Genomic DNA, 19,332 nt, shown 5'->3' with positions numbered 1-19,332 from the left:
GCGAATTCCTGCTTTTTTATTGCCTATTTCTACAATTAAGCGTATTTTTTAAATAGAATTGAATAGATGTGATCTTAATCAGATAAAGGATAATGAATGAAGTCTTTGGGCGAATTGATGCAAAGCTATGCGGATCATTGTGGATTTAATGATCTTGAAGGTATTAAAGAAACCGCGATTCCTGGCGTGTGGTTTTATCGCAGTAGTAAAGGAAATCAACGTCAGCCTTTTGTTTATCAGTCAGGAATTATTGTTCTTGGTAAAGGGCATAAGAATATTTATATAGGTAATCAGCCTGTTCATTATGGCCCTGATGATTATTTAGTTGTGGGCGTGCCGATGCCATTAGAGTGCGAAGCATTCCCAGAAAATGGAGAGCCGTTGTTAGGTTTAAGTATTGATGTGGATTCCGCTTTGTTACATCGTTTAGTAAATGAACTAGAAGAAGCAAAGTTTCAACCTTGTATACAAACCTCTTCAGATGGCTTTGGATTAACATCCGTAAAAATGGCGAATGATATGTTGGAGAGCTGTAAGCGATTAATGGCTGCATTACATACAGATCTAGATACAAAAATGCTAGGAGAGGCATTATTAACTGAGATTGTGTATCGAGTGCTGACTGGGCCTGAAGGTCACGTATTATTTAATTTAGCGCATCATGATAGCCAGTATGCTCGTGTTGCTAAAGCGATGAATAAGATGCATCAATCGTATGCAAATAGCTTAACTGTGCAAAATTTAGCGGAAGAAGCCAACATGAGTGTTTCTGCTTTTCACTCTGCATTTAGGAAAATCACGCTAGAGTCGCCATTGCAGTATTTAAAAAAAGTACGTTTGAATAAAGCAAAAGAGTTGATTCAATTAGAAGGTAAACGAGTGAATGACGCTGCTCATTTAGTTGGATATACCAGCACTTCTCAATTTAGCCGTGAGTTTAAGCGCCATTTTAATGTGACGCCTAAGGGCTGTTTGGCTTAGTGTGAATATTTAAGGGCAAGACAATAAAAATTAAGCGGTCCTTTGATGTATTCGGAAATATCTAATTCGTGCGATGGGTTACAGTGTAAAGCGAGAGCAAACCCATGTAGGTAATCTGCTAATAGATCCAAGGCGTTTTTTTTCGCTGTATTATCGAGTTCAAGTGGCTCAATGATCATGCTAAAACGTTCGGTAAAAATATCAGCAGGCCCTTGCGATGTCATCGACAGTAGTGTCTCAAGCAGTCCTGTATACGTATTGAGTAAGCGTAGGTAACTTACACATAACAGATGTAATTCATCTTGCCAGTCAGTTTGTTCTTTTGGTTGATGTATCTCTTCAATTAATGACACTGTGATGGCTTCAAGTAGCGCGTTTTTATTGCTGAAGTAATAGTAGATAGCCATTGCATCAACATTTAGATGCGTAGCCAGTTTGCGAATACTTGGGATTTTTCCTTCTGATTTCATTAATTCTTTTGCCATTATCATTATGGATTTTTGGCTTAATTGTTTATTTGAACCACTAGGTCTTCCTCTTTTTTTCTCCTTGACAGACATTTAAATTCCTCGCTAAACTAATATTAATTTCTACAGTGTAGAATAATTATATAGAAAGAAATAATCAAAGCCAAGTTAAAGACGGTTAACAAATAAGAATCGAGGTATCGCATGTCAAACAGTGTATTTATAGCAACAAGTTTAGATGGTTATATTGCAGATAAAAACGGAGGCCTTGATTGGTTACATGCGATTCCAAATCCAGATCAGAACTCTATGGGATTTATCGAACATTTTGAACGTATCGATGCCATGGTGATGGGACGTAATACTTTGGATATGGTATTAAGTTTTGATGTTGAGTGGCCTTATTCAAAACCGGTTTTTGTTCTGAGTAATACCATGACCTCTGTACCTGAAGGGTATGAAGACAAAGTCTTTTTAGTTAAGGGTGAGTTGAAAGAGGTTCTTAATGAGATTCATGCTAAAGGCTTTAAAAACTTGTATATCGATGGTGGAGTGACTATCCAAAACTTTTTAAAAGAGGACTTGATTGATGAGCTTATTATTACCACGATACCTGTGCTGTTAGGTGGAGGCTCACCATTATTTGCTGGTTTAGAACAACCGCTAAACTTTAAGTTTGTGAAGAGCGAAACCTTCCTTAGTGCGATTGTTCAGAACCACTTTGTACGTGAGCGTTAATATTTATTGCATAAAAAAGCCTGCAAGTGAGCAGGCTTTTGAATTTTTATAACAAGAACAATTTATTGCTTGTAAGTGTGTAGGAAGCGCTCTAGACGACCAATCGCAGTTTCTAGATCATCAACTCGTGGTAATGTCACGATACGGAAGTGATCAGGTGTTGGCCAGTTAAAGCCAGTTCCTTGAACTAGTAGAACCTTCTCTTTGATTAAGAAATCTAGCACAAACTTCTGATCATCTTTAATCTTGTACATCTTAGGATCAAGTTTAGGGAACAGATACATTGCACCTTTTGGTTTCACACAACTTACACCAGGAATTTGGGTGATGAGGTCATACGCTTTATCACGCTGTTCTAATAAACGACCACCTGGAAGCAGAAGTTCATTAATGCTTTGATAACCACCTAACGCTGTTTGAATCGCATGTTGCATCGGTACGTTTGCACATAAGCGCATTGAAGCAAGCATATCCAACCCAGCAATATAACCTTGAGCGTGATCTTTAGGACCGTTTAAGAACATCCAACCACCACGGAAACCACATACACGATAGGCTTTAGATAGGCCGTTGAATGTCACCGTTAAGATATCAGGTGCTAATGTTGCCAATGTAGTATGAACCGCACCGTCATAAAGTACTTTGTCATAAATTTCATCAGCAAAAATGATTAGGTTGTTTTGACGTGCAATTTCGACAACTTGCAGTAAGAAATCACGACTGTATACCGCACCTGTTGGGTTATTCGGGTTAATTAACACGATACCTTTAGTGTTTGGTGTGATTTTCTTTTTAATGTCGTCTAAATCTGGGTACCAATCTGCCCCTTCATCACACATGTAATGCACAGGTTTACCACCTGAAAGTGACACTGCTGCTGTCCATAATGGGTAATCAGGAGCAGGAACTAGCATCTCATCGCCATTATTTAATAACGCTTGCATTGCCATAACGATCAGCTCAGATGCACCGTTACCGATGTAAACATCTTCTACGTCCAAATCTAATAGACCGCGACGCTGATAGTGCTGAACAACGGCTTTACGTGCAGAGTAAATGCCTTTTGAATCACAGTAACCTTGCGATGTTGGTAGATTTTTAATCACATCAACAAGGATTTCATCAGGGGCGTCAAAGCCAAATGGGGCTGGATTCCCAATATTTAACTTAAGAATTTTGTGGCCTTCTTCTTCCATTCGCTTAGCATGTTTAAGAACTGGACCACGGATGTCGTAGCATACACTGCTAAGTTTTGATGACATTCCAATATTTTGCATGGTGAAACCCTGATGATATAAAAACGATATAGATTCAAATTACACTATTTCTAATAGGCTGAGAACCAATTTTTAGAAAAAAATCATGTAAAAACATCTTCTGCCATATTTCTATCTAAAAATAGATAATTTCTCTTCTTTTAATTTCATCGCCTTTTTTGCGTGGCTTAAGAATTTTTTAGGTATTGCTTTTCTTGTTTTAGATTTTCATAAACAAGCAAAATTTGATAAGAGTTTTATTTTTTAGACATACAATTGATGTGAATTATTTTTTATTTACAAACCTTTTGCTAGAATCACTAGTTCATACAAGGAAATAACAAGCAATTCCGCTTGTGCAAGTCGGTTGCCATGATGGCTGAAAACGATCAAGAGAGGTTAATTTGTCCACTTTTCAAGATGCCATTGAATCGATTCGTCATCAAATTACACAGGCAACAACATCCCATACAATTTCTTTAAAACTGGATTGGTCTATTGGTGAGCAGCTAATTGATTGGTTAGAAGCACAACCTGTATTTCCTAAGTTTTATTGGCAATCACGTGACGGTGAAGAAGAAGTGGCAGTATTGGGTCAAGTTAAGACGTTTACCGATCCTAGTACCGCTCAAAAAGTTCTCGCACCTCAACAACGTATTTGGGGGGGGCGATCTTTTGATGGTCGAACTGAACGTAATCGTCGCTGTATGTCATCTTTCTTTTTTCTTCCTCAAGTAGAAATTACGCGTTTGGGTTCATCGTGGAATATTATGGTGAATTTGTCAGAAGATAATTCCCGTTTGCTCTCTACATTAAACAAAATGACAGAAGAGTTTGAGGATTTATCTGAATTACATTGCCGAGTAACTCAACGTATCAATACGCCTGAAAAAGCGGATTGGTCAAACATGGTCAATAAAGCGTTAACTGCAATTGAAAATAAGCAGTTTGAGAAAGTGGTACTCGCTCGTAAAACGACATTGACGCTTGATCAGAATTTATCGTCTGCTCAGTTTTTAAAAGCAAGTCGCCAGTCAAATAGCCATAGTTTTCATTTTATGATGGCGTTAGACAGCGAGCATTGTTTTATTGGTTCTACTCCTGAGCGTTTGTATGTACGTAATGGTTATGCGCTTAAAACCGAAGCGTTAGCAGGTACGATTGGGCGTGGTCATGATGAAGAAGAAGATAATCAATTGGCCTCATGGTTAATTGCTGATAAGAAAAACCAGTATGAAAACCGTTTAGTAGTGGACGATATTGTTCACCGTTTATCTAAGTTCAGTCTTTCAATGAACGTTGCAGAATCATCTGAATTGGTGAAATTACGCAAAGTTCAGCATTTAAAACGTCCTATTTCTGCTGAAATTAATGCGGAATGCAGTGACTCTCAATTACTTGATAATTTACAGCCAACGGCAGCTATTGCTGGATTACCTCGTATGTCGGCTTTGGATTTCATTATTGATAATGAACCTTTTGCCCGTGGTTGGTATAGCGGTGCAGTTGGTTTCTTGAGTCAACAGCGCAGTGAATTTTGTGTTGCTATTCGCAGTGCTTTGGTTATGGGTAATAAACTTCATTTATTTGCAGGTGCAGGTATTGTTCCAGGTTCAGAGCCAAGCAGTGAATGGGACGAATTAGATAGAAAAACTTCTACTTTATGTACCTTATTAGAATCTGATACTAATGTGAGTTCAGATATCACGGAGTCGCAAGTCGCATGATGCAACCTGAGCAGCAAGTAATGCTAAATCAAGTTTGGGCTGAGTTAATTATTGAGGAGTTAGTTCGAAATGGAGTAAAGCATATTTGCATCGCTCCGGGCTCGCGTTCAACTCCACTAACTCTTGCCGCTTCTGAACATGCTCTTTTATCCATCCATACCCATTTTGATGAGCGTGGCTTGGGCTTTTTGGCTTTAGGTATTGCTAAAGCATCCAATGATCCTGTTGCTGTTATTGTTACTTCAGGTACAGCTGTCGCTAATTTATTGCCATCAGTGGCTGAGTCGGGGTTAACCAAAGAAAAACTCGTGTTACTCACCGCTGATCGCCCTGTAGAGCTGATTAACTGTGGTGCGAACCAAGCGATTAATCAACAAGGTATCTTCTCGTCACACGTTTGCCATTCGCTTCAATTACCTTCTCCAAATCAAAACGTGCCGGCACAGTGGTTATTAAGTCGTCTTGATCAAGCGTGCTTTATTCAACAAGAGCAGGGGGGGGCTATTCATATTAATTGTCCTTTTCCTGAGCCGTTTTATGGTAAAAAAGACGATAGCCTTCTTGTTGATTATTTAACGCCTATTCAGAATTGGAAAGCAAAGTCTTCTTCTTATATCGAACAAACACCATATTTTTCTCACGTAACGTTATCACCTAACTGGATGCAAACAGCACGTAAGAAAGGGGTTGTGATTATCGGTAAAGTTTCTTTAGAAGAAGCAAATTGCGCAGCACAGTTAGCAAAAGAGCTTGGTTGGCCAGTATTGGCAGATCCACAATCAGGTTATTATTCAGAGTGTGCACATTACGATTTGTGGCTACAAAATAATGCGTGTTTTGAGTTGTTATCCGAAGTTGAGTGCGTTTTGCAATTTGGTGCTCGATTAGTATCAAAACGTTTGGGTGTATGGTTGAAAAACTACCAACAGGCCTATTATTTAATAGATCCTCATAGTGAGTTATTAAACGAAAGTTGTCATGCGCATGTTCGTTATCGTGCTGATATTTCAACTTGGTGTCAAACACATGCAGACAGCCTTGCTGATCGAGATTGTGTATTTGACCATGCGCCATCTGTCCATTGGAGTGAATCTCTTAAAGTGGCATCACAGAATGCATTGGCACTGGCTCGTTCTATGGCGTGCAATAGCGAAACATTATCTGAATTAAGCTTTGCGCTTACCGTAGGCCAAAAAGCCAATGACTGTGATTGGTTTATTGGTAACAGCTTGATCGTTCGTTTATTGGACATGACAGGAGAGCTGAACCAAAAGGATGTATATACCAATCGTGGCGCGTCAGGTATTGATGGTTTAGTGGCTACAGCCGTTGGGGTTCAGTTAGCTAATGATAAACCGTTACTTGCTTTAGTTGGGGATACGTCATTACTTTATGATTTGAATTCTTTAGCGTTATTAAAGCAGGCGACGCAACCTATGGTTGTTGTGGTGATGAATAACGATGGCGGTGGTATTTTTGATTTATTACCCGTGAATGAGAAAAAGAAAGATGATTTCTATCGTATGCCTCATCAGCTAGAGTTCAGCCATGCTGCTGCGATGTTTGGTTTGTCCTATCATAGGCCAGAAACACTAAGCTGTGCCATGTCGATGATTAACGATGGTTTGGAAAAGGGTATTCATTTAATTGAGATCAATACACCAGCAGGTCAATCTGGTGAAGAGCTAACACGTCTTTTTCAGACCATTCAGCATGCCGCTTTATTCTAAACAATTAGAAACAATGAAAAATACCACTCAACCTTGTGTGGTATTTTTACATGGTTTGTTAGGATCAACGAAAGATTGGTCAAGCATTGCTACAAAGGTTGCAAAAACGCATCCAGTATTATTAATTGATCTTCCAGGACATGGAAACAGTCAATTAACCTTATTGGATCACAATGAGGGATTTGAACAGAGCTGCCAGTTGATTGTTGAACAATTGGAAAAATCACCTTATCAGACCTTTATCTTTGTTGGGTACTCGTTGGGTGGGCGATTAGCGATGTATCTTCATGCGATGTATTCTTTGCCTTCTTCGATAGAAGTGAAAGGACTGTGCATTGAAGGTGGAAACTTTGGCTTAGTTTCAGAAGAAGAAAAGCAGCTGCGCTTGGCAAATGATATTCAATGGGCAAAGCGCTTTGAAGAACTACCTATTGTTGATGTTTTAGACAATTGGTATCAACAAGCGGTGTTTTCTTCACTAAACCCTGAGCAAAGACAAGTTTTAGTAACCAAGAGAAGTGATAATCTTGGGCACGCAATTGGAATGATGTTGAGATCTACGTCACTTGCTAAGCAACCATATTTGCTTGATGCATTACATCGTAGCACCATTCCAATTCTTTATATTTGCGGTGAAGCAGATAAAAAATTTCAACACTTGGCTGAGCAAAGTCAATTAACGTATCAAATCATTGCTCAGGCAGGGCATAACGCTCATGTGGAACAGCCCGAACGCTTTACACATGTACTTAATACATTCTTACAACAATGGACATAAATCCCATGGCAAGAACTGTTGGCATTTCAGAAGAAGAACTTTACGCTCCAGTAAATTGGACAGATTGCACTGCGCAATACGAAGACATTCAATACCACAAATCAGCAGATGGTATCGCAAAAATTACGATTGCTCGTCCACAAGTGCGTAATGCATTTCGTCCGGGCACAGTAAAAGAGATGATCGATGCGTTAGCAGATGCACGCTACGATGAAAAAGTCGGTGTGATCATCTTAACTGGTTTAGGTGAAGACGCATTCTGTTCAGGTGGCGATCAGAAGATTCGTGGCGATTACGGCGGTTACCGTGATGACAGCGGTACACACCACTTAAACGTATTGGATTTCCAACGTCAAATCCGTACTTGTCCAAAACCAGTGATTGCTGCAGTAGCAGGTTACGCTGTTGGTGGTGGCCATGTTCTTCATATGATGTGTGACTTAACCATTGCTGCTGAAAATGCACAGTTTGGTCAAACAGGACCTAAAGTAGGTTCTTTTGACGGTGGTTGGGGGGCTTCTTATATGGCTCGCATCGTTGGTCAAAAGAAAGCTCGTGAAATCTGGTTCCTTTGCCGTTTCTACGATGCTCAAGAAGCGTTGGATATGGGTCTAGTAAACACGGTTGTTCCTGTTGCTGATCTAGAAAAAGAAACGGTTCGTTGGTGTCGTGAAACGCTACAACACAGCCCAATGGCATTACGTTGTCTAAAAGCAGCGCTAAATGCTGACTGTGATGGCCAAGCAGGTCTTCAAGAGTTAGCGGGTAACGCAACAATGATGTTCTACATGACAGAAGAAGGCCAAGAGGGTCGTAACGCGTTTAACGAAAAACGTCGTCCAGACTTCGATAAATTCCCTCGTAACCCATAATTCGCTGTTACAGATTCAATTAAGTATTAGAGGCTCCTTTGAGTCTCTTTTTTCTTTTATTGGTTGGAGTAAGAGATGAAAACAGCCAAGATCTATCAATATCAACTCCCTATGGACAGTGGAGTAATTCTTCGTGAACAACGTCTTCAGCAAAGAGATGGATTGGTCATTGAGTTAAGTGATGGAATACATACAGCAAGAGGTGAGGTTGCGCCTTTACCTGAATTCAGCCAAGAAACGCTAGAACAAGCTCGTGAAGATTTAATTTCATTAACTCAATCATGGTTAAACAATGAAGAGTTGGATCTTGATTCAAACTGCCCATCAGTTGCATTTGGCTTTAGCATGGCTTTGTTAGAGCTTGAAAAACAGTTGCCACAAGAAGGTAACTACCAAGCTGCACCTTTGTGTTCTGGCGATCCTGATGACTTGGTTGTTAAGCTTAATGAAATGAGCGGTAAGAAAATAGCCAAAATCAAAGTGGGTTTATACGAACCTATTCGTGATGGCATGGTTGTGAATATGTTTTTAGAGCTGATTTCTGATCTCTCTTTACGCCTTGATGCCAACCGTGGCTGGACTACAAAGAAAGCAGAGCAATTTGCTAATTACGTACATCCACAATTTCGTTCTCGTATCGAATTCTTAGAAGAACCATGTACTACACCAGAAGAGAGTTTAGCTTTCTCTAAAGCCACAAATATTGCAATCGCATGGGATGAAACCGTACGTGATGATGGTTTTACTGTTGAAACTCAAGAAGGTGTTGCTGCTATTGTCATCAAGCCAACATTAGTCGGTTCTGTTGAAAAGTGTATTTCGTTAATTGAACAAGCGCACCAATTAGGTATGCAAGCGGTGATCAGCTCAAGCATTGAATCAAGTTTGGCATTAACACAACTTGCACGATTAGCTGCTTGGAAAACACCAGAAACGATTCCGGGTTTAGATACTATCGAGCTGTTTAAAATGCAGCTAGATACTTCTTGGCCTAATTGCGACTTACCAGTGGCACAATTAGCGGATCTCGAGGTGATATGGGAAAACTGATCTCACCAGCATTCACGACTTGGCCTTGGGTTAAGTGGAGTGAAGAGCGAGAATTAGACATTGCATTGCGTGATGGCGATAAAGTGTGGACATGGAGTGAAGTGTCTACACAAACCAATCGTTATGCTAATGGCCTTCTTCAGCAAGGCGTTAAGCGTGATGATGTGATTGTTGGCATTGCTAAAAACTGCATAGAATTAATTTGGTTGCAGCTGGCCTCTGTTCGTATTGGAGCTCGCTTTGCTGCAATTAATCCAAAGACACCGAGCAAACAGCTGCACCAATTAGTTACTAGCATTGCTGCTAATCATATTTGGTTTGGTGAAGGTCAAGAGACCATCTCTGGTACATGGCATCATTTGCAACTGATAAACGCAGAATATGGCGCAGTAGCAGCTACATGGCAACCAACTCGTTTAGCAACATTAACGTTTACATCAGGCTCAACGGGAAACCCTAAAGCTGTCGCGCACAGTGCAAGTAACCACTTACACTCAGCTGCTGGTTTATTAAGTTGGTTACACTTTGATGTCAGTGATTCTTGGCTGGTATCACTGCCTTTATTTCATGTTTCAGGCTTAGCTATTGTTTGGCGTTGGTTACTTTCTGGCGGAATGCTGGTGATGCCAACAGAGCAAGGCTTGCTGAATGATTTAGCTGGTGTTACGCATGCGTCGTTAGTTCCAACTCAACTGCAACGTATCTTAGATAGTGGTGAAACATCTCAGCTCGCATTAAAACGTGTTCTACTAGGTGGTAGTGTTATTCCAACCGAATTAACAATAGCTGCGCAAAAACAGGGCATCGAATGTTGGCTTGGTTATGGTATGACCGAAATGGGCTCAACCGTAACAGCAAAAAGAGCAGATGGTGAGCCGGGAGTAGGGAATGTTCTGCCTTATCGAGAATTACGCATTGAAGAAGGCGAAGTGTGGGTAAAAGGGGAGAGTTTAACTCTAGGTTATTATCGCTCTTCAGGCATTATTGATGTAGCGAACGAAGATGGCTGGTTTGAAACTAAAGATCTTGGTTCTGTGATTAATGCTGAGCTCCATATTCACGGACGTGCTGATAACATGTTTATTTCTGGTGGCGAAAATATCCATCCTGAAAAAATAGAGCAAGTGCTACTGACACATCATGAGATCGATAATGTGATTGTGGTCGATGTACTTGATGAGGTGTATGGACAACGACCTGTAGCCGTTCTTGTTTCAAACACAGGAAAAATCCCTGTTAAGTTAATCGAGTTTACTCAAGATAAATTGGCTAAATTTGAGCAACCAATACGCTATGAAATCATGCCAGAACATTTGCTTATTTCTGGCATTAAAATTTCACGTAAATTGGTTAAAGAGTGGGTTGATTCGTAATCGGAACTTATAAAGAAAATATTAAAACAGTAATTAGAGTTACTGTTTTTTTTATTTAAATTTCCACATTCCTTTTATTTTTTCGCCAAATAAGTGTGATTGATGTTCAAGTAGCACCCTAATACACCGTTTGTACGATAATACTTTTTACAAGGAAAAGAGTGAATATATATAGTGGCCATGAACAGTTATCCTTTGCAAAAATAATTTATAAAAGGTCAAAAATGAAAATTAAAGCCCTACTTTGTTCGACTCTTATTGCACTAACAGCAAATCCTACAATTGCTAGCGAAACAAAACTTGATGTTCGATTTGGTAATAATACTGCATCAGATATTAAAGATAGTCGCGTTAAATTTATGCATACATTTGATACTGGATTTTATTTCAGTGCCGAGGCTGCGCAAATTCATAACGATGCTTATTTTGCTGGAAACGATTCAAACGATTCTAATAAAAATGGTTTGAAGGCCGCAGCTCAAGAATTTGAAGCGACATATAAGTTTAACATTAATGAAGATTGGTATTGGTCTCCTGGTCTAGTTATGGTAACGGCACCAAATTGGACCGAATACCGACCATACTTAAAGTTAGGGACGAATTTTGATAATGGTATCTCAGTGACTGGCCGATACCGTTACAATTGGTCTAATGATGAAAACGGTAAAAATTATCTTGATGGAAGCGGTACAACTCGAGGTGCATCGAATCAATTTGACCTTTGGGTATCGAAAAGCTTTGGTGATGTGGGTTTAATGTATAATCCTCGTTATCGTTATCAAGATGGTGTTGATCAAGGTACTGGTCGTGATGATTACTGGGAGCATACCGTGATGATTAATTATAAAATTGATGATACATGGACTCCATATATGGAGCTAGTATCAGTAGATGAAACTTACGTAGATTCTAATGGTAATCGTGAAAATGATTATGCAATTCGTCTCGGCTTTGTTATGAATTTATAATGTTAAATAACAGCGGTTATTTATACTTATACCAATTTTACTAATATTCTAAACATATTATTGAGTGTTTTTACTTAATAGAACCGCTTATTATTAATTATTGGGATTAACCGCTGTTTTTTAGTTGCGTAATTTTAATGTTAAAAGGTCAGCAATTCTTTACCTATTTGATCAATAATTTGCAAAATATGAATTTGAGACTCCCTACCATACAGTGAAACACCATCTACCTGTTCTTCTAATATAATATTTAAATGACAAGCTTGTTCAAGTGTAGAACCTTTATGACTAATACCGAGAACCTTTAATCCCTTCCGTTTGGCGTTATAAGCCATATCTATCACCGCTGTTGTTTCACCGGATTTACTAACGAGAAGTAGAGTCCCTAATTCAGCTCTTGTTAATTGATGTATGTCTGTGATGACTAAATGTGGAACATTCGCTAAAGATAAAAATCGAGATAAATAAGTGATACTCACAATTGATGCACCTCTAGAGTAGAGGTACACAACGGGAGAGGATTTTAAGGTATTTGCAAGCTCTGCGATTTGCTGTTGCTCATTGCCTTCATTTTGCTGTGAGTTGCTCTCTTTATTTAACTCATTAGAAAGTTTGTAGCGAAGCTCTGTGTAACTTGCATATCCCATCTTTTTACAAACTCGATTAACTGAAGTTGTCGTTGTTAATGCTTTGTTTGCAATTGTTTTCGCTGGAATATTTTGTAAATCACTCGCGTGACCAATTAAATATTCATAAATGGTGCGCTCTATTCCTCGGAAAGTATTCATCGCTCTCTATTATTTACATTTAAGTTAATAAGTTGTATTAGGCTTGAAATAGTAAATAAAGTCTTTGATTCGAGTCACAGATGTATCGTCATACGTGAATAGTATGATGAAACAGTATCTGCATACTTCAAGATCCCTATACTGAATATAAGTTGATTACATCAGGGTATAAAAATGAATACAAAAAAACTGGTAGCAGTGACCGCTTGCCCTACAGGTATTGCTCATACGTTTATGGCCGCTAAAAAAATTCAAAGTTGGGCTGAAAAGCAAGGCTATGAAGTGAAAGTAGAAACACAGGGTAGTGATGGTGTAAAAAATAGGCTTACCACGCATGATATTGCTACTGCTGATGCGGTTGTTCTTGCTGTAGATGTGCCAATTATGGATATGGAACGCTTTGATAACACCAATCCATTAAAGGTGCGAACTCAAGAATTAATAAAGCATGTTGATACATTACTTCCTTCAGCAATGAAGCGTGGTAAAGAGAAGTCAGATGCTACAGACGAATTACCTATAGAAGAAAAACGTTCAGTTTATCAAGTTGCTATTGGCCATATTATGACGGGTATTAGTTACATGTTACCGGTTGTTGTTTTGGGTGGTTTATTAATGGCAGTAGCAAAGATTACAGGGGAGTTTATTGATATAAGTGGAACGCCAATTCAAACGCTAGATAAATTAGGCTTCATGACAATTAAATTTATGTATCCAATTTTTGCTGCTTATTTAGCGTATTCCATTGCAGGTAAACCAGCGCTGATCCCTGCGTTTATCGGTGGGATCATGAGTGATGAAGTATATAAACGATTTTTTGATTTAGAAGGTTGGGCACCATCTGGTTTCTTTGGAGCAATTGCAATTGGTTTTCTGGTTGGTTATTTAGTTCGTTATCTTAATGATGTCATCAAAGTTAAATCAGAACTTACAACATTAAAAACCATGCTATTAGTTCCAGCCGTTACTGGTGTTGTAATGGTGCTTACCATGGAATACATCATTAACCCATTTTTTGGTGCATTGAATATTGCCATGATTAATTTGTTTACCGAAGCTGGAGATGCAGGGCGTGGTATTTATTCTATGGTGATTGCAGCAGGTACTGCTTTTGATCTTGGTGGACCAATTAATAAGGCTGCGGGTTCGGTTGCTCTTGGTTTGAATGGTATGGGGGATGGTTTTGATTTAATCGCTCGTGAACTTGGTATTGTTATTCCCCCTATTGGAGTTGGACTAGCTGCATTACTTGATGGCAAATTTCGTCCACGTGTTTTTTCTAATGAAGAGCAAACGGTCGGTAAAACATCATTAATGCTTGGTATGATTGGTATTTCTGAAGGGGCAATTCCTTTTATTCTTAAAAATCCGAAAATGATCCCAATAATGATTCTTGGCTCAATTATTGGTACTCAATTGGCCGTTGTACTTAATGTATTCCAGAGCTTGCCTTTACCTGCCGTATGGGGATGGTTCTTATCTTCAGATCCTATCAGTTACACCATATCTGTATTTGTTGGCTCAAGCTTTATTGCCATAGCGTTATTGCTTTGTACTAAACCAGATACAAGTAACATTTAAAAAATAGGGGAGATGACTGTTCTCCTCATAATTCCAATTAAGATAAAGAGATAATCAAATGGCTAAAGTACATGTAATTCCTCATACGCATTGGGATCGTGAGTGGTATTTTACTCAACAAGATAGTGACGTTTTAGCAGCTTATAATTTTACAAAAGTAATTGAAATATTAGAAACACAAACAGACTACAGTTGTTACCACTTAGATGGGCAATCTTCTATTGTGGAAGATTATTTGAAAGTGTTGCCACATATGCGAGATCGCATGGCGAAATTGATTACTGATAAAAAATTGTTTATTGGACCTTGGTATACACAGACTGATACTTACAATGTTATGGGTGAGTCGATTATTCGAAACCTGAAGTATGGTATGCATGTCGCGGAAGAGTTAGGCCATAGCATGAAGGTTGGTTATTTACCTGACACCTTCGGTCATAATGCACAAATGCCAACCTTATTTAAGGGAGTAGGTATTGATAATATTGTATTTTGGCGCGGTATTGATTATGGAAAACAAGTCGAGAAATCTCATTTCTTTTGGCGTTCATCTGGTGGCGATGATATCTATGCTTATAACTTAGTTCATGGATATGGAGCTGCAAAGAATATTGTAGCAACCCCTGAGCATTTAGATAAAAAAATCTTTCCAATGATAGAGAAAATTAAATCTCTATCGGGATTAAACGATGTGTTGATCCCATCTGGAGGAGATCAAGTCAATATTGATCCTGCACTACCACAAACATTACGTTCAGCAACAGAACGATCTTCCGAATACGATGTTTATACTATTTCTTCAATGGAAGCTTTTATTGATGTGCTGCGTAATAACAGTGAAGACTTTGAGACTTATCAAGGAGAATTTAAGTCGCCACGATACGCACGAATACATAAAACTATAGGATCTGTTCGTTACGATATTAAGAAACTCAATTTTGAAATTGAACAGTTTTTATTAAAAAAATTAGAAGTAGTTGTTGCTATTGCTAAAGCTCAAGGAATCATTGTACATACTGAGTTGATTGATATTGCATGGAAAAAAATACTGGAATGCCATGCTCATGACAGTATGGGGGGATGTAATAGTGACGCAACAAATACAGATATTATGCATCGTCTTAAACAGGCACAAGAAATTTGTCACGGACTGTATAACCTTGTAGTGAAAGAAATTGCAAGTAGCTGCCATGATAATGAGTTGATGTTATTTAATGGCCAGTTAACACCTTATAACGGTGTCGTAAAAGCTGTTGTATTTAGCCATCATGAGTATATTTCAATCATAGATAAAGAAATCGAATTACCTATTGAGGTTATAAAAAAAGAGACTTTAGATGGTGGAAAAGTTATTGAAGTAACAAAAGATGGAGAGAAAGAAGTTGCTGTGCCACCGTATTACCGTTTTGAATTGAATATCTGTGTTAATCAATTACCAGCAATGGGGTATAAAATATTCCAAATTATAGAAAATCAATCAGAAAATCATATGGTTGCATCTGAAAATAAAAATAGTATTGAAAACGAAGTACTAATACTCACGATTAATGATGATGAGCTTCAAGTTACAAACAAAATGAATGGTCGAACTATTTCAAAATTGTTGGAGTTTGAAGAACAAGCTGATGATGGTGATTCATATGATTTTTCGCCATTAAAGAATGATATTCCTCTTTATAATAATTCTATTCAATGGTTAGAAAGTCATATAGGACTAACTGAGCAAAGCATGAAAGTTCGTGCAACTTTAACTGTCCCACAAGATCTTATTGAGAGAAAAACCCAAAAAATTACCGAAACAGCGGTATTTGATATCACATTACGCTTAGTTAAAGAGCAAGAACAATTATTAGTAGATATTTCAACAGTGAATCAAATTAAAGATCATCGTGTTCGAGTATTAATTAATTCAGACATACAAACCAATACATCGATAAGTACTCAGCCTTTTGCTGTAATGGAGCGAATGGTTGATACCAATATTGATAATTGGAGAGATACATACCGTGAATGCCCAATTGATATTGAAACAACTGAGGGAGCGGTTGCGATAGAGCAAGATAATAAAGCGATTATTGTGAATGGAAGAGGGTTAAAAGAGTTTCAAATCATCAAAGGTTCAACGTGTGACAAATTGGCTTTGACCTTATTTAAATCGACGGGAGTACTTGGTAAAGATGACCTCTTATGGCGACCTGGTAGAGCTTCAGGTATCAACAATACCGTCGTACATACACCCGACGCTCAATTACAAAAAGCAATGCAATTTAGTTTTGCTATTGCTTTAACGGATGATGCAAAACACAGTACGATTCGCAAATTGGAGGCTTGTTACTTGGGTCTTCCATTCAGTTATCAAAAACAAACATTAAATAGCTTTGAAAATCGATTAGAACGCTTCCAAGTTAGATTCGATACACATAAACGAAAACCATTATTTAGCTTGTTTTCAATTAAACAATCGTTAGAGCTATCAAGTATTGGGCACTCTTTTTATAAAGAAAATGCAGTTATTGTTCGTTTATTCAATGCGACAGATAGTGAGCAACACCTTGATCTAACAGCATTCGAACATTGTGAAAGTGTTGAATTGGTAAATTATCGAGAACAAGCGATAACGTATTTTGGACAAGAATTATCGGGTGATGCCATTGTTCGTCCTAATAACAGTATTGATTTACGTCTTACATTTAAATCAGCAGAGTAATTGGAGTGATTAAAATGATAGAAAACGTTATTTTCAACAAGGTCGAAAAAATATACGGCAAAGGTAATGCGATATCGATTACTCAAGATATTTTGGGACTCATTAACAAATGGAAAGTAGAGAAACCAATTTATCAATCATGGGTTGATGAGAAAACGTCTTATCTTATTACCTATGGGGATAGCTTTTCATCTGATGGAGAAAAAACGTTATCAACAATGAAAAAATTTGCTGATAAATATTTAAAAAACATTATTAGTAATATTCATATATTACCTATGTTTCCTTATACTTCAGATGATGGTTTTAGTGTTGTTGATTATCGTAAAATTGACCCGAAATTAGGGAGTTGGCAAGAGTTAAATGCATTATCAGATAACTTTGATTTGATGTATGACTGCGTAATTAATCATATTTCTAAAAGTAGTGACTGGTTTCAACGTTATTTAGCTGGTGATGAGCAATATCAAGAGTATTTTATCGAGTCAGATCCTAGCCTTAATTATTCAAGTGTTACGCGTCCCCGCTCATTACCACTTTTAACTCCATTTAATAAGGCTTCGGGCGAGATTTCTTATGTTTGGACAACATTTTCAGATGATCAAATAGATATTAATTTTCATAATCCAAAAGTTTTATTAGAGAGTATAGATATTCTACTCATGTATGCTGCTAATGGTGGTCGTTCTATTCGCTTAGATGCTATCGGGTTTATTTGGAAGATATTAGAGACATCATGTATTCATTTACCACAGGCTCATGAAATTATTCAGCTTTGGCGAATTATTCTTGATAAGGCTATTCCTGGAACATTATTAATCACAGAAACGAATGTCCCTCATAGAGAAAATATCTCTTACTTTGGGCAAGGTAATGAGGCTCATATGGTGTATCAATTTCCGCTGCCGCCATTAACTTTACATGCATTTATGAGCGAAAATAGTCAAATGCTGACTATGTGGGCAAAAGGGTTAACATCAGAAGCAATGCAAAGTTTACATGAAGGGCATAAAACAACGTATTTCAACTTTTTAGCTAGTCACGATGGTATTGGAGTTCGTCCAACAGAAGGGATATTAACGAATGATGATAGATTAATGATGTGTAAACAGGTTGAACGAAAGGGCGGAAGGGTTAACTATAAAGATAATGGCGATGGAACCCAATCACCTTATGAACTTAATATTAACTATTTAAGTGCATTAACGGAACCTGATGATAATTCAACGAAAAAATCCGATAAATTTTTAGCTGCACAGTCAATATTACTTTCATTTATTGGTGTACCTGCCATTTATTATCATAGTTTGTTAGGCAGTGAAAATGATGTAAAAGCAATGCTTGAATCAGGAATTAATCGCCGTATTAATCGTGAGAAATTTAATTTAGATGAGTTAGAAACAGAACTCGAAGATTCAGAAGCATTACGCTATAAAGTGTATAACCAAATGGTTTCATTACTGGGTTTACGTCAACAGCTTTCAGCATTTTCTCCACAATCATCACAAAAAGTACTTGAGTTAGGTGAGGGTATTTTTGCTTTGATACGTGGTGAAGGAGAAGAAGCCATTCGATTTATAGTAAATATCACATCAAGCCCTCAAGATATTTATCTGGATGATGGAGGAGTAGATGTTATTACAAACGCATCATTTTCAAATACGTTTACTTTAAAGCCATATCAATTTGTTTGGTTAATGCAGCAATAAGGAATTTAAAATGAAATTAGCACAACTTACTTCACCTGATCTTATTTTAATTGATGCCGTATTTGATGATCGATTGTCAGCCATTCATGCATTAACAGATAAGTTAGATCTACATGGAAAATTGACCAACAAACAAGAGTTTTTAGAGGCTGTTTTAACAAGAGAGGAGGAAGGACCAACAGCACTTGGTGAGTACTTAGCCGTTCCTCATGGAAAATCAGAAGCGGTTAAAGCACCTGTTTTTGCTTGCGCGTTTGTAAAAGAAGAACTGATGTGGACAGGTTTAGATGGTGATGAACCAGTTAAGATGATTTTCTTATTGGCAATCCCACCAGCTGAAGCGGGGTCGACTCATATGGAGGTATTAACTACACTTACTTCATTATTGGTTGAAGATGATTTTAGAGAACAGTTACTGGCTGCGAGCTCAACACAAGAGGTTATGTCATTATTTGATGGTAATGAGGACAGCAAAAATTATGAACAGAGTAAAAAAGAAATAGACGTTCAGGTTGAAATCGCCAAAGATACCACCCGCTATGCATACCCAGCAGTATTAGGTATAGGTGTATTAATCTCAGTATTTTTATTTATGTTGCTTTAAAGC

The 19,332-nt window shown here is 37.9% G+C and carries 16 protein-coding genes; 13 read left to right on the top strand and 3 right to left on the bottom strand.

Annotation, left to right across the window (positions count from 1 at the left end; genetic code table 11):
* Positions 1-96: 96 nt before the first annotated feature.
* Entirely contained in the window at positions 97-981 is an 885-nt protein-coding gene (locus HC728_RS04500; RefSeq protein WP_011262232.1) for an AraC family transcriptional regulator, read from the top strand.
* Here the strand turns inward: HC728_RS04500 and HC728_RS04495 are convergent.
* Entirely contained in the window at positions 978-1,541 is a 564-nt protein-coding gene (locus HC728_RS04495; protein ID WP_011262231.1) for a TetR/AcrR family transcriptional regulator, read from the bottom strand. The two genes, HC728_RS04500 and HC728_RS04495, sit on opposite strands and share 4 nt — an antisense overlap.
* A 111-nt stretch (positions 1,542-1,652) precedes the next feature.
* Here HC728_RS04495 and HC728_RS04490 point away from each other — a divergent pair, with 111 nt between their 5' ends.
* Positions 1,653-2,186: a dihydrofolate reductase family protein gene (locus tag HC728_RS04490; protein ID WP_190395153.1), complete on the top strand. Its 534-nt coding sequence runs from the start codon at positions 1,653-1,655 to the stop codon at positions 2,184-2,186.
* Positions 2,187-2,248: 62 nt separating this feature from the next.
* Here the strand turns inward: HC728_RS04490 and HC728_RS04485 are convergent, their stop codons facing one another.
* Complete coding sequence (locus HC728_RS04485; RefSeq protein ID WP_005419982.1) at positions 2,249-3,463, bottom strand: pyridoxal phosphate-dependent aminotransferase; 1,215 nt, start codon at positions 3,461-3,463, stop codon at positions 2,249-2,251.
* Positions 3,464-3,846: 383 nt separating this feature from the next.
* Here HC728_RS04485 and HC728_RS04480 point away from each other — a divergent pair, with 383 nt between their 5' ends.
* From HC728_RS04480 to HC728_RS04450, 7 genes are all read left to right on the top strand, one after another.
* On the top strand, positions 3,847-5,169 hold the full coding sequence (locus HC728_RS04480; RefSeq protein ID WP_190395152.1) for an isochorismate synthase MenF: 1,323 nt from the start codon (positions 3,847-3,849) through the stop codon (positions 5,167-5,169).
* Entirely contained in the window at positions 5,166-6,899 is a 1,734-nt protein-coding gene (gene menD / locus HC728_RS04475; RefSeq protein WP_190395151.1) for a 2-succinyl-5-enolpyruvyl-6-hydroxy-3-cyclohexene-1-carboxylic-acid synthase, read from the top strand. Before HC728_RS04480 ends, menD begins: the two co-directional genes overlap by 4 nt.
* Positions 6,883-7,677 carry a 2-succinyl-6-hydroxy-2,4-cyclohexadiene-1-carboxylate synthase gene (gene menH / locus HC728_RS04470; RefSeq protein ID WP_017018329.1) on the top strand — a complete coding sequence of 265 codons (795 nt, stop codon included), beginning with the start codon at positions 6,883-6,885 and terminating at the stop codon, positions 7,675-7,677. Before menD ends, menH begins: the two co-directional genes overlap by 17 nt.
* Before the next feature lie 5 nt (positions 7,678-7,682).
* Complete coding sequence (gene menB, locus HC728_RS04465; protein WP_012533733.1) at positions 7,683-8,549, top strand: 1,4-dihydroxy-2-naphthoyl-CoA synthase; 867 nt, start codon at positions 7,683-7,685, stop codon at positions 8,547-8,549.
* A 75-nt stretch (positions 8,550-8,624) separates the two neighbouring features.
* Entirely contained in the window at positions 8,625-9,599 is a 975-nt protein-coding gene (menC, locus tag HC728_RS04460; RefSeq protein WP_190395150.1) for an o-succinylbenzoate synthase, read from the top strand.
* Positions 9,587-10,972: an o-succinylbenzoate--CoA ligase gene (gene menE / locus HC728_RS04455; RefSeq protein WP_190395149.1), complete on the top strand. Its 1,386-nt coding sequence runs from the start codon at positions 9,587-9,589 to the stop codon at positions 10,970-10,972. Before menC ends, menE begins: the two co-directional genes overlap by 13 nt.
* Before the next feature lie 224 nt (positions 10,973-11,196).
* A complete protein-coding gene (locus HC728_RS04450; protein WP_017018332.1) occupies positions 11,197-11,940 on the top strand; it encodes an oligogalacturonate-specific porin KdgM family protein in 744 nt (247 codons plus the stop codon).
* Between the two features lie 140 nt (positions 11,941-12,080).
* Here HC728_RS04450 and HC728_RS04445 read toward each other — a convergent pair whose 3' ends face one another.
* A complete protein-coding gene (locus HC728_RS04445; protein WP_017018333.1) occupies positions 12,081-12,728 on the bottom strand; it encodes a MurR/RpiR family transcriptional regulator in 648 nt (215 codons plus the stop codon).
* 174 nt (positions 12,729-12,902) lie between these two features.
* Between HC728_RS04445 and HC728_RS04440 the strand changes: the two genes are divergently transcribed.
* From HC728_RS04440 to HC728_RS04425, 4 genes are read left to right on the top strand one after another with little or no spacing between them, the layout of a single operon-like run.
* Positions 12,903-14,309: a PTS fructose transporter subunit IIC gene (locus HC728_RS04440; protein WP_017018334.1), complete on the top strand. Its 1,407-nt coding sequence runs from the start codon at positions 12,903-12,905 to the stop codon at positions 14,307-14,309.
* A 58-nt stretch (positions 14,310-14,367) separates the two neighbouring features.
* Entirely contained in the window at positions 14,368-17,016 is a 2,649-nt protein-coding gene (locus tag HC728_RS04435) for a glycosyl hydrolase-related protein (RefSeq protein ID WP_017018335.1), read from the top strand.
* A 14-nt stretch (positions 17,017-17,030) separates the two neighbouring features.
* Positions 17,031-18,725 carry a sugar phosphorylase gene (locus HC728_RS04430; protein WP_017018336.1) on the top strand — a complete coding sequence of 565 codons (1,695 nt, stop codon included), beginning with the start codon at positions 17,031-17,033 and terminating at the stop codon, positions 18,723-18,725.
* 10 nt (positions 18,726-18,735) lie between these two features.
* Complete coding sequence (locus HC728_RS04425; protein WP_065604702.1) at positions 18,736-19,329, top strand: fructose PTS transporter subunit IIA; 594 nt, start codon at positions 18,736-18,738, stop codon at positions 19,327-19,329.
* The last annotated feature ends 3 nt before the right edge of the window (positions 19,330-19,332 follow it).

The organism is Aliivibrio sp. S10_S31, assembly GCF_014694495.1.
In the GTDB taxonomy this organism is placed as follows: Bacteria; Pseudomonadota; Gammaproteobacteria; order Enterobacterales; family Vibrionaceae; genus Aliivibrio; species Aliivibrio fischeri.
This window is presented reverse-complemented; position numbering and strand designations above follow the sequence as displayed.

Coding starts and splice junctions, on each gene's coding strand:
- HC728_RS04500 (WP_011262232.1), top strand. CDS start 97: ATGAAGTCTTTGGGCGAATTGATGCAAAGCTATGCGGATCATTGTGGA.
- HC728_RS04495 (WP_011262231.1), bottom strand. CDS start 1,541: ATGTCTGTCAAGGAGAAAAAAAGAGGAAGACCTAGTGGTTCAAATAAA.
- HC728_RS04490 (WP_190395153.1), top strand. CDS start 1,653: ATGTCAAACAGTGTATTTATAGCAACAAGTTTAGATGGTTATATTGCA.
- HC728_RS04485 (WP_005419982.1), bottom strand. CDS start 3,463: ATGCAAAATATTGGAATGTCATCAAAACTTAGCAGTGTATGCTACGAC.
- menD (WP_190395151.1), top strand. CDS start 5,166: ATGATGCAACCTGAGCAGCAAGTAATGCTAAATCAAGTTTGGGCTGAG.
- menH (WP_017018329.1), top strand. CDS start 6,883: ATGCCGCTTTATTCTAAACAATTAGAAACAATGAAAAATACCACTCAA.
- menB (WP_012533733.1), top strand. CDS start 7,683: ATGGCAAGAACTGTTGGCATTTCAGAAGAAGAACTTTACGCTCCAGTA.
- menC (WP_190395150.1), top strand. CDS start 8,625: ATGAAAACAGCCAAGATCTATCAATATCAACTCCCTATGGACAGTGGA.
- menE (WP_190395149.1), top strand. CDS start 9,587: ATGGGAAAACTGATCTCACCAGCATTCACGACTTGGCCTTGGGTTAAG.
- HC728_RS04450 (WP_017018332.1), top strand. CDS start 11,197: ATGAAAATTAAAGCCCTACTTTGTTCGACTCTTATTGCACTAACAGCA.
- HC728_RS04445 (WP_017018333.1), bottom strand. CDS start 12,728: ATGAATACTTTCCGAGGAATAGAGCGCACCATTTATGAATATTTAATT.
- HC728_RS04440 (WP_017018334.1), top strand. CDS start 12,903: ATGAATACAAAAAAACTGGTAGCAGTGACCGCTTGCCCTACAGGTATT.
- HC728_RS04435 (WP_017018335.1), top strand. CDS start 14,368: ATGGCTAAAGTACATGTAATTCCTCATACGCATTGGGATCGTGAGTGG.
- HC728_RS04430 (WP_017018336.1), top strand. CDS start 17,031: ATGATAGAAAACGTTATTTTCAACAAGGTCGAAAAAATATACGGCAAA.
- HC728_RS04425 (WP_065604702.1), top strand. CDS start 18,736: ATGAAATTAGCACAACTTACTTCACCTGATCTTATTTTAATTGATGCC.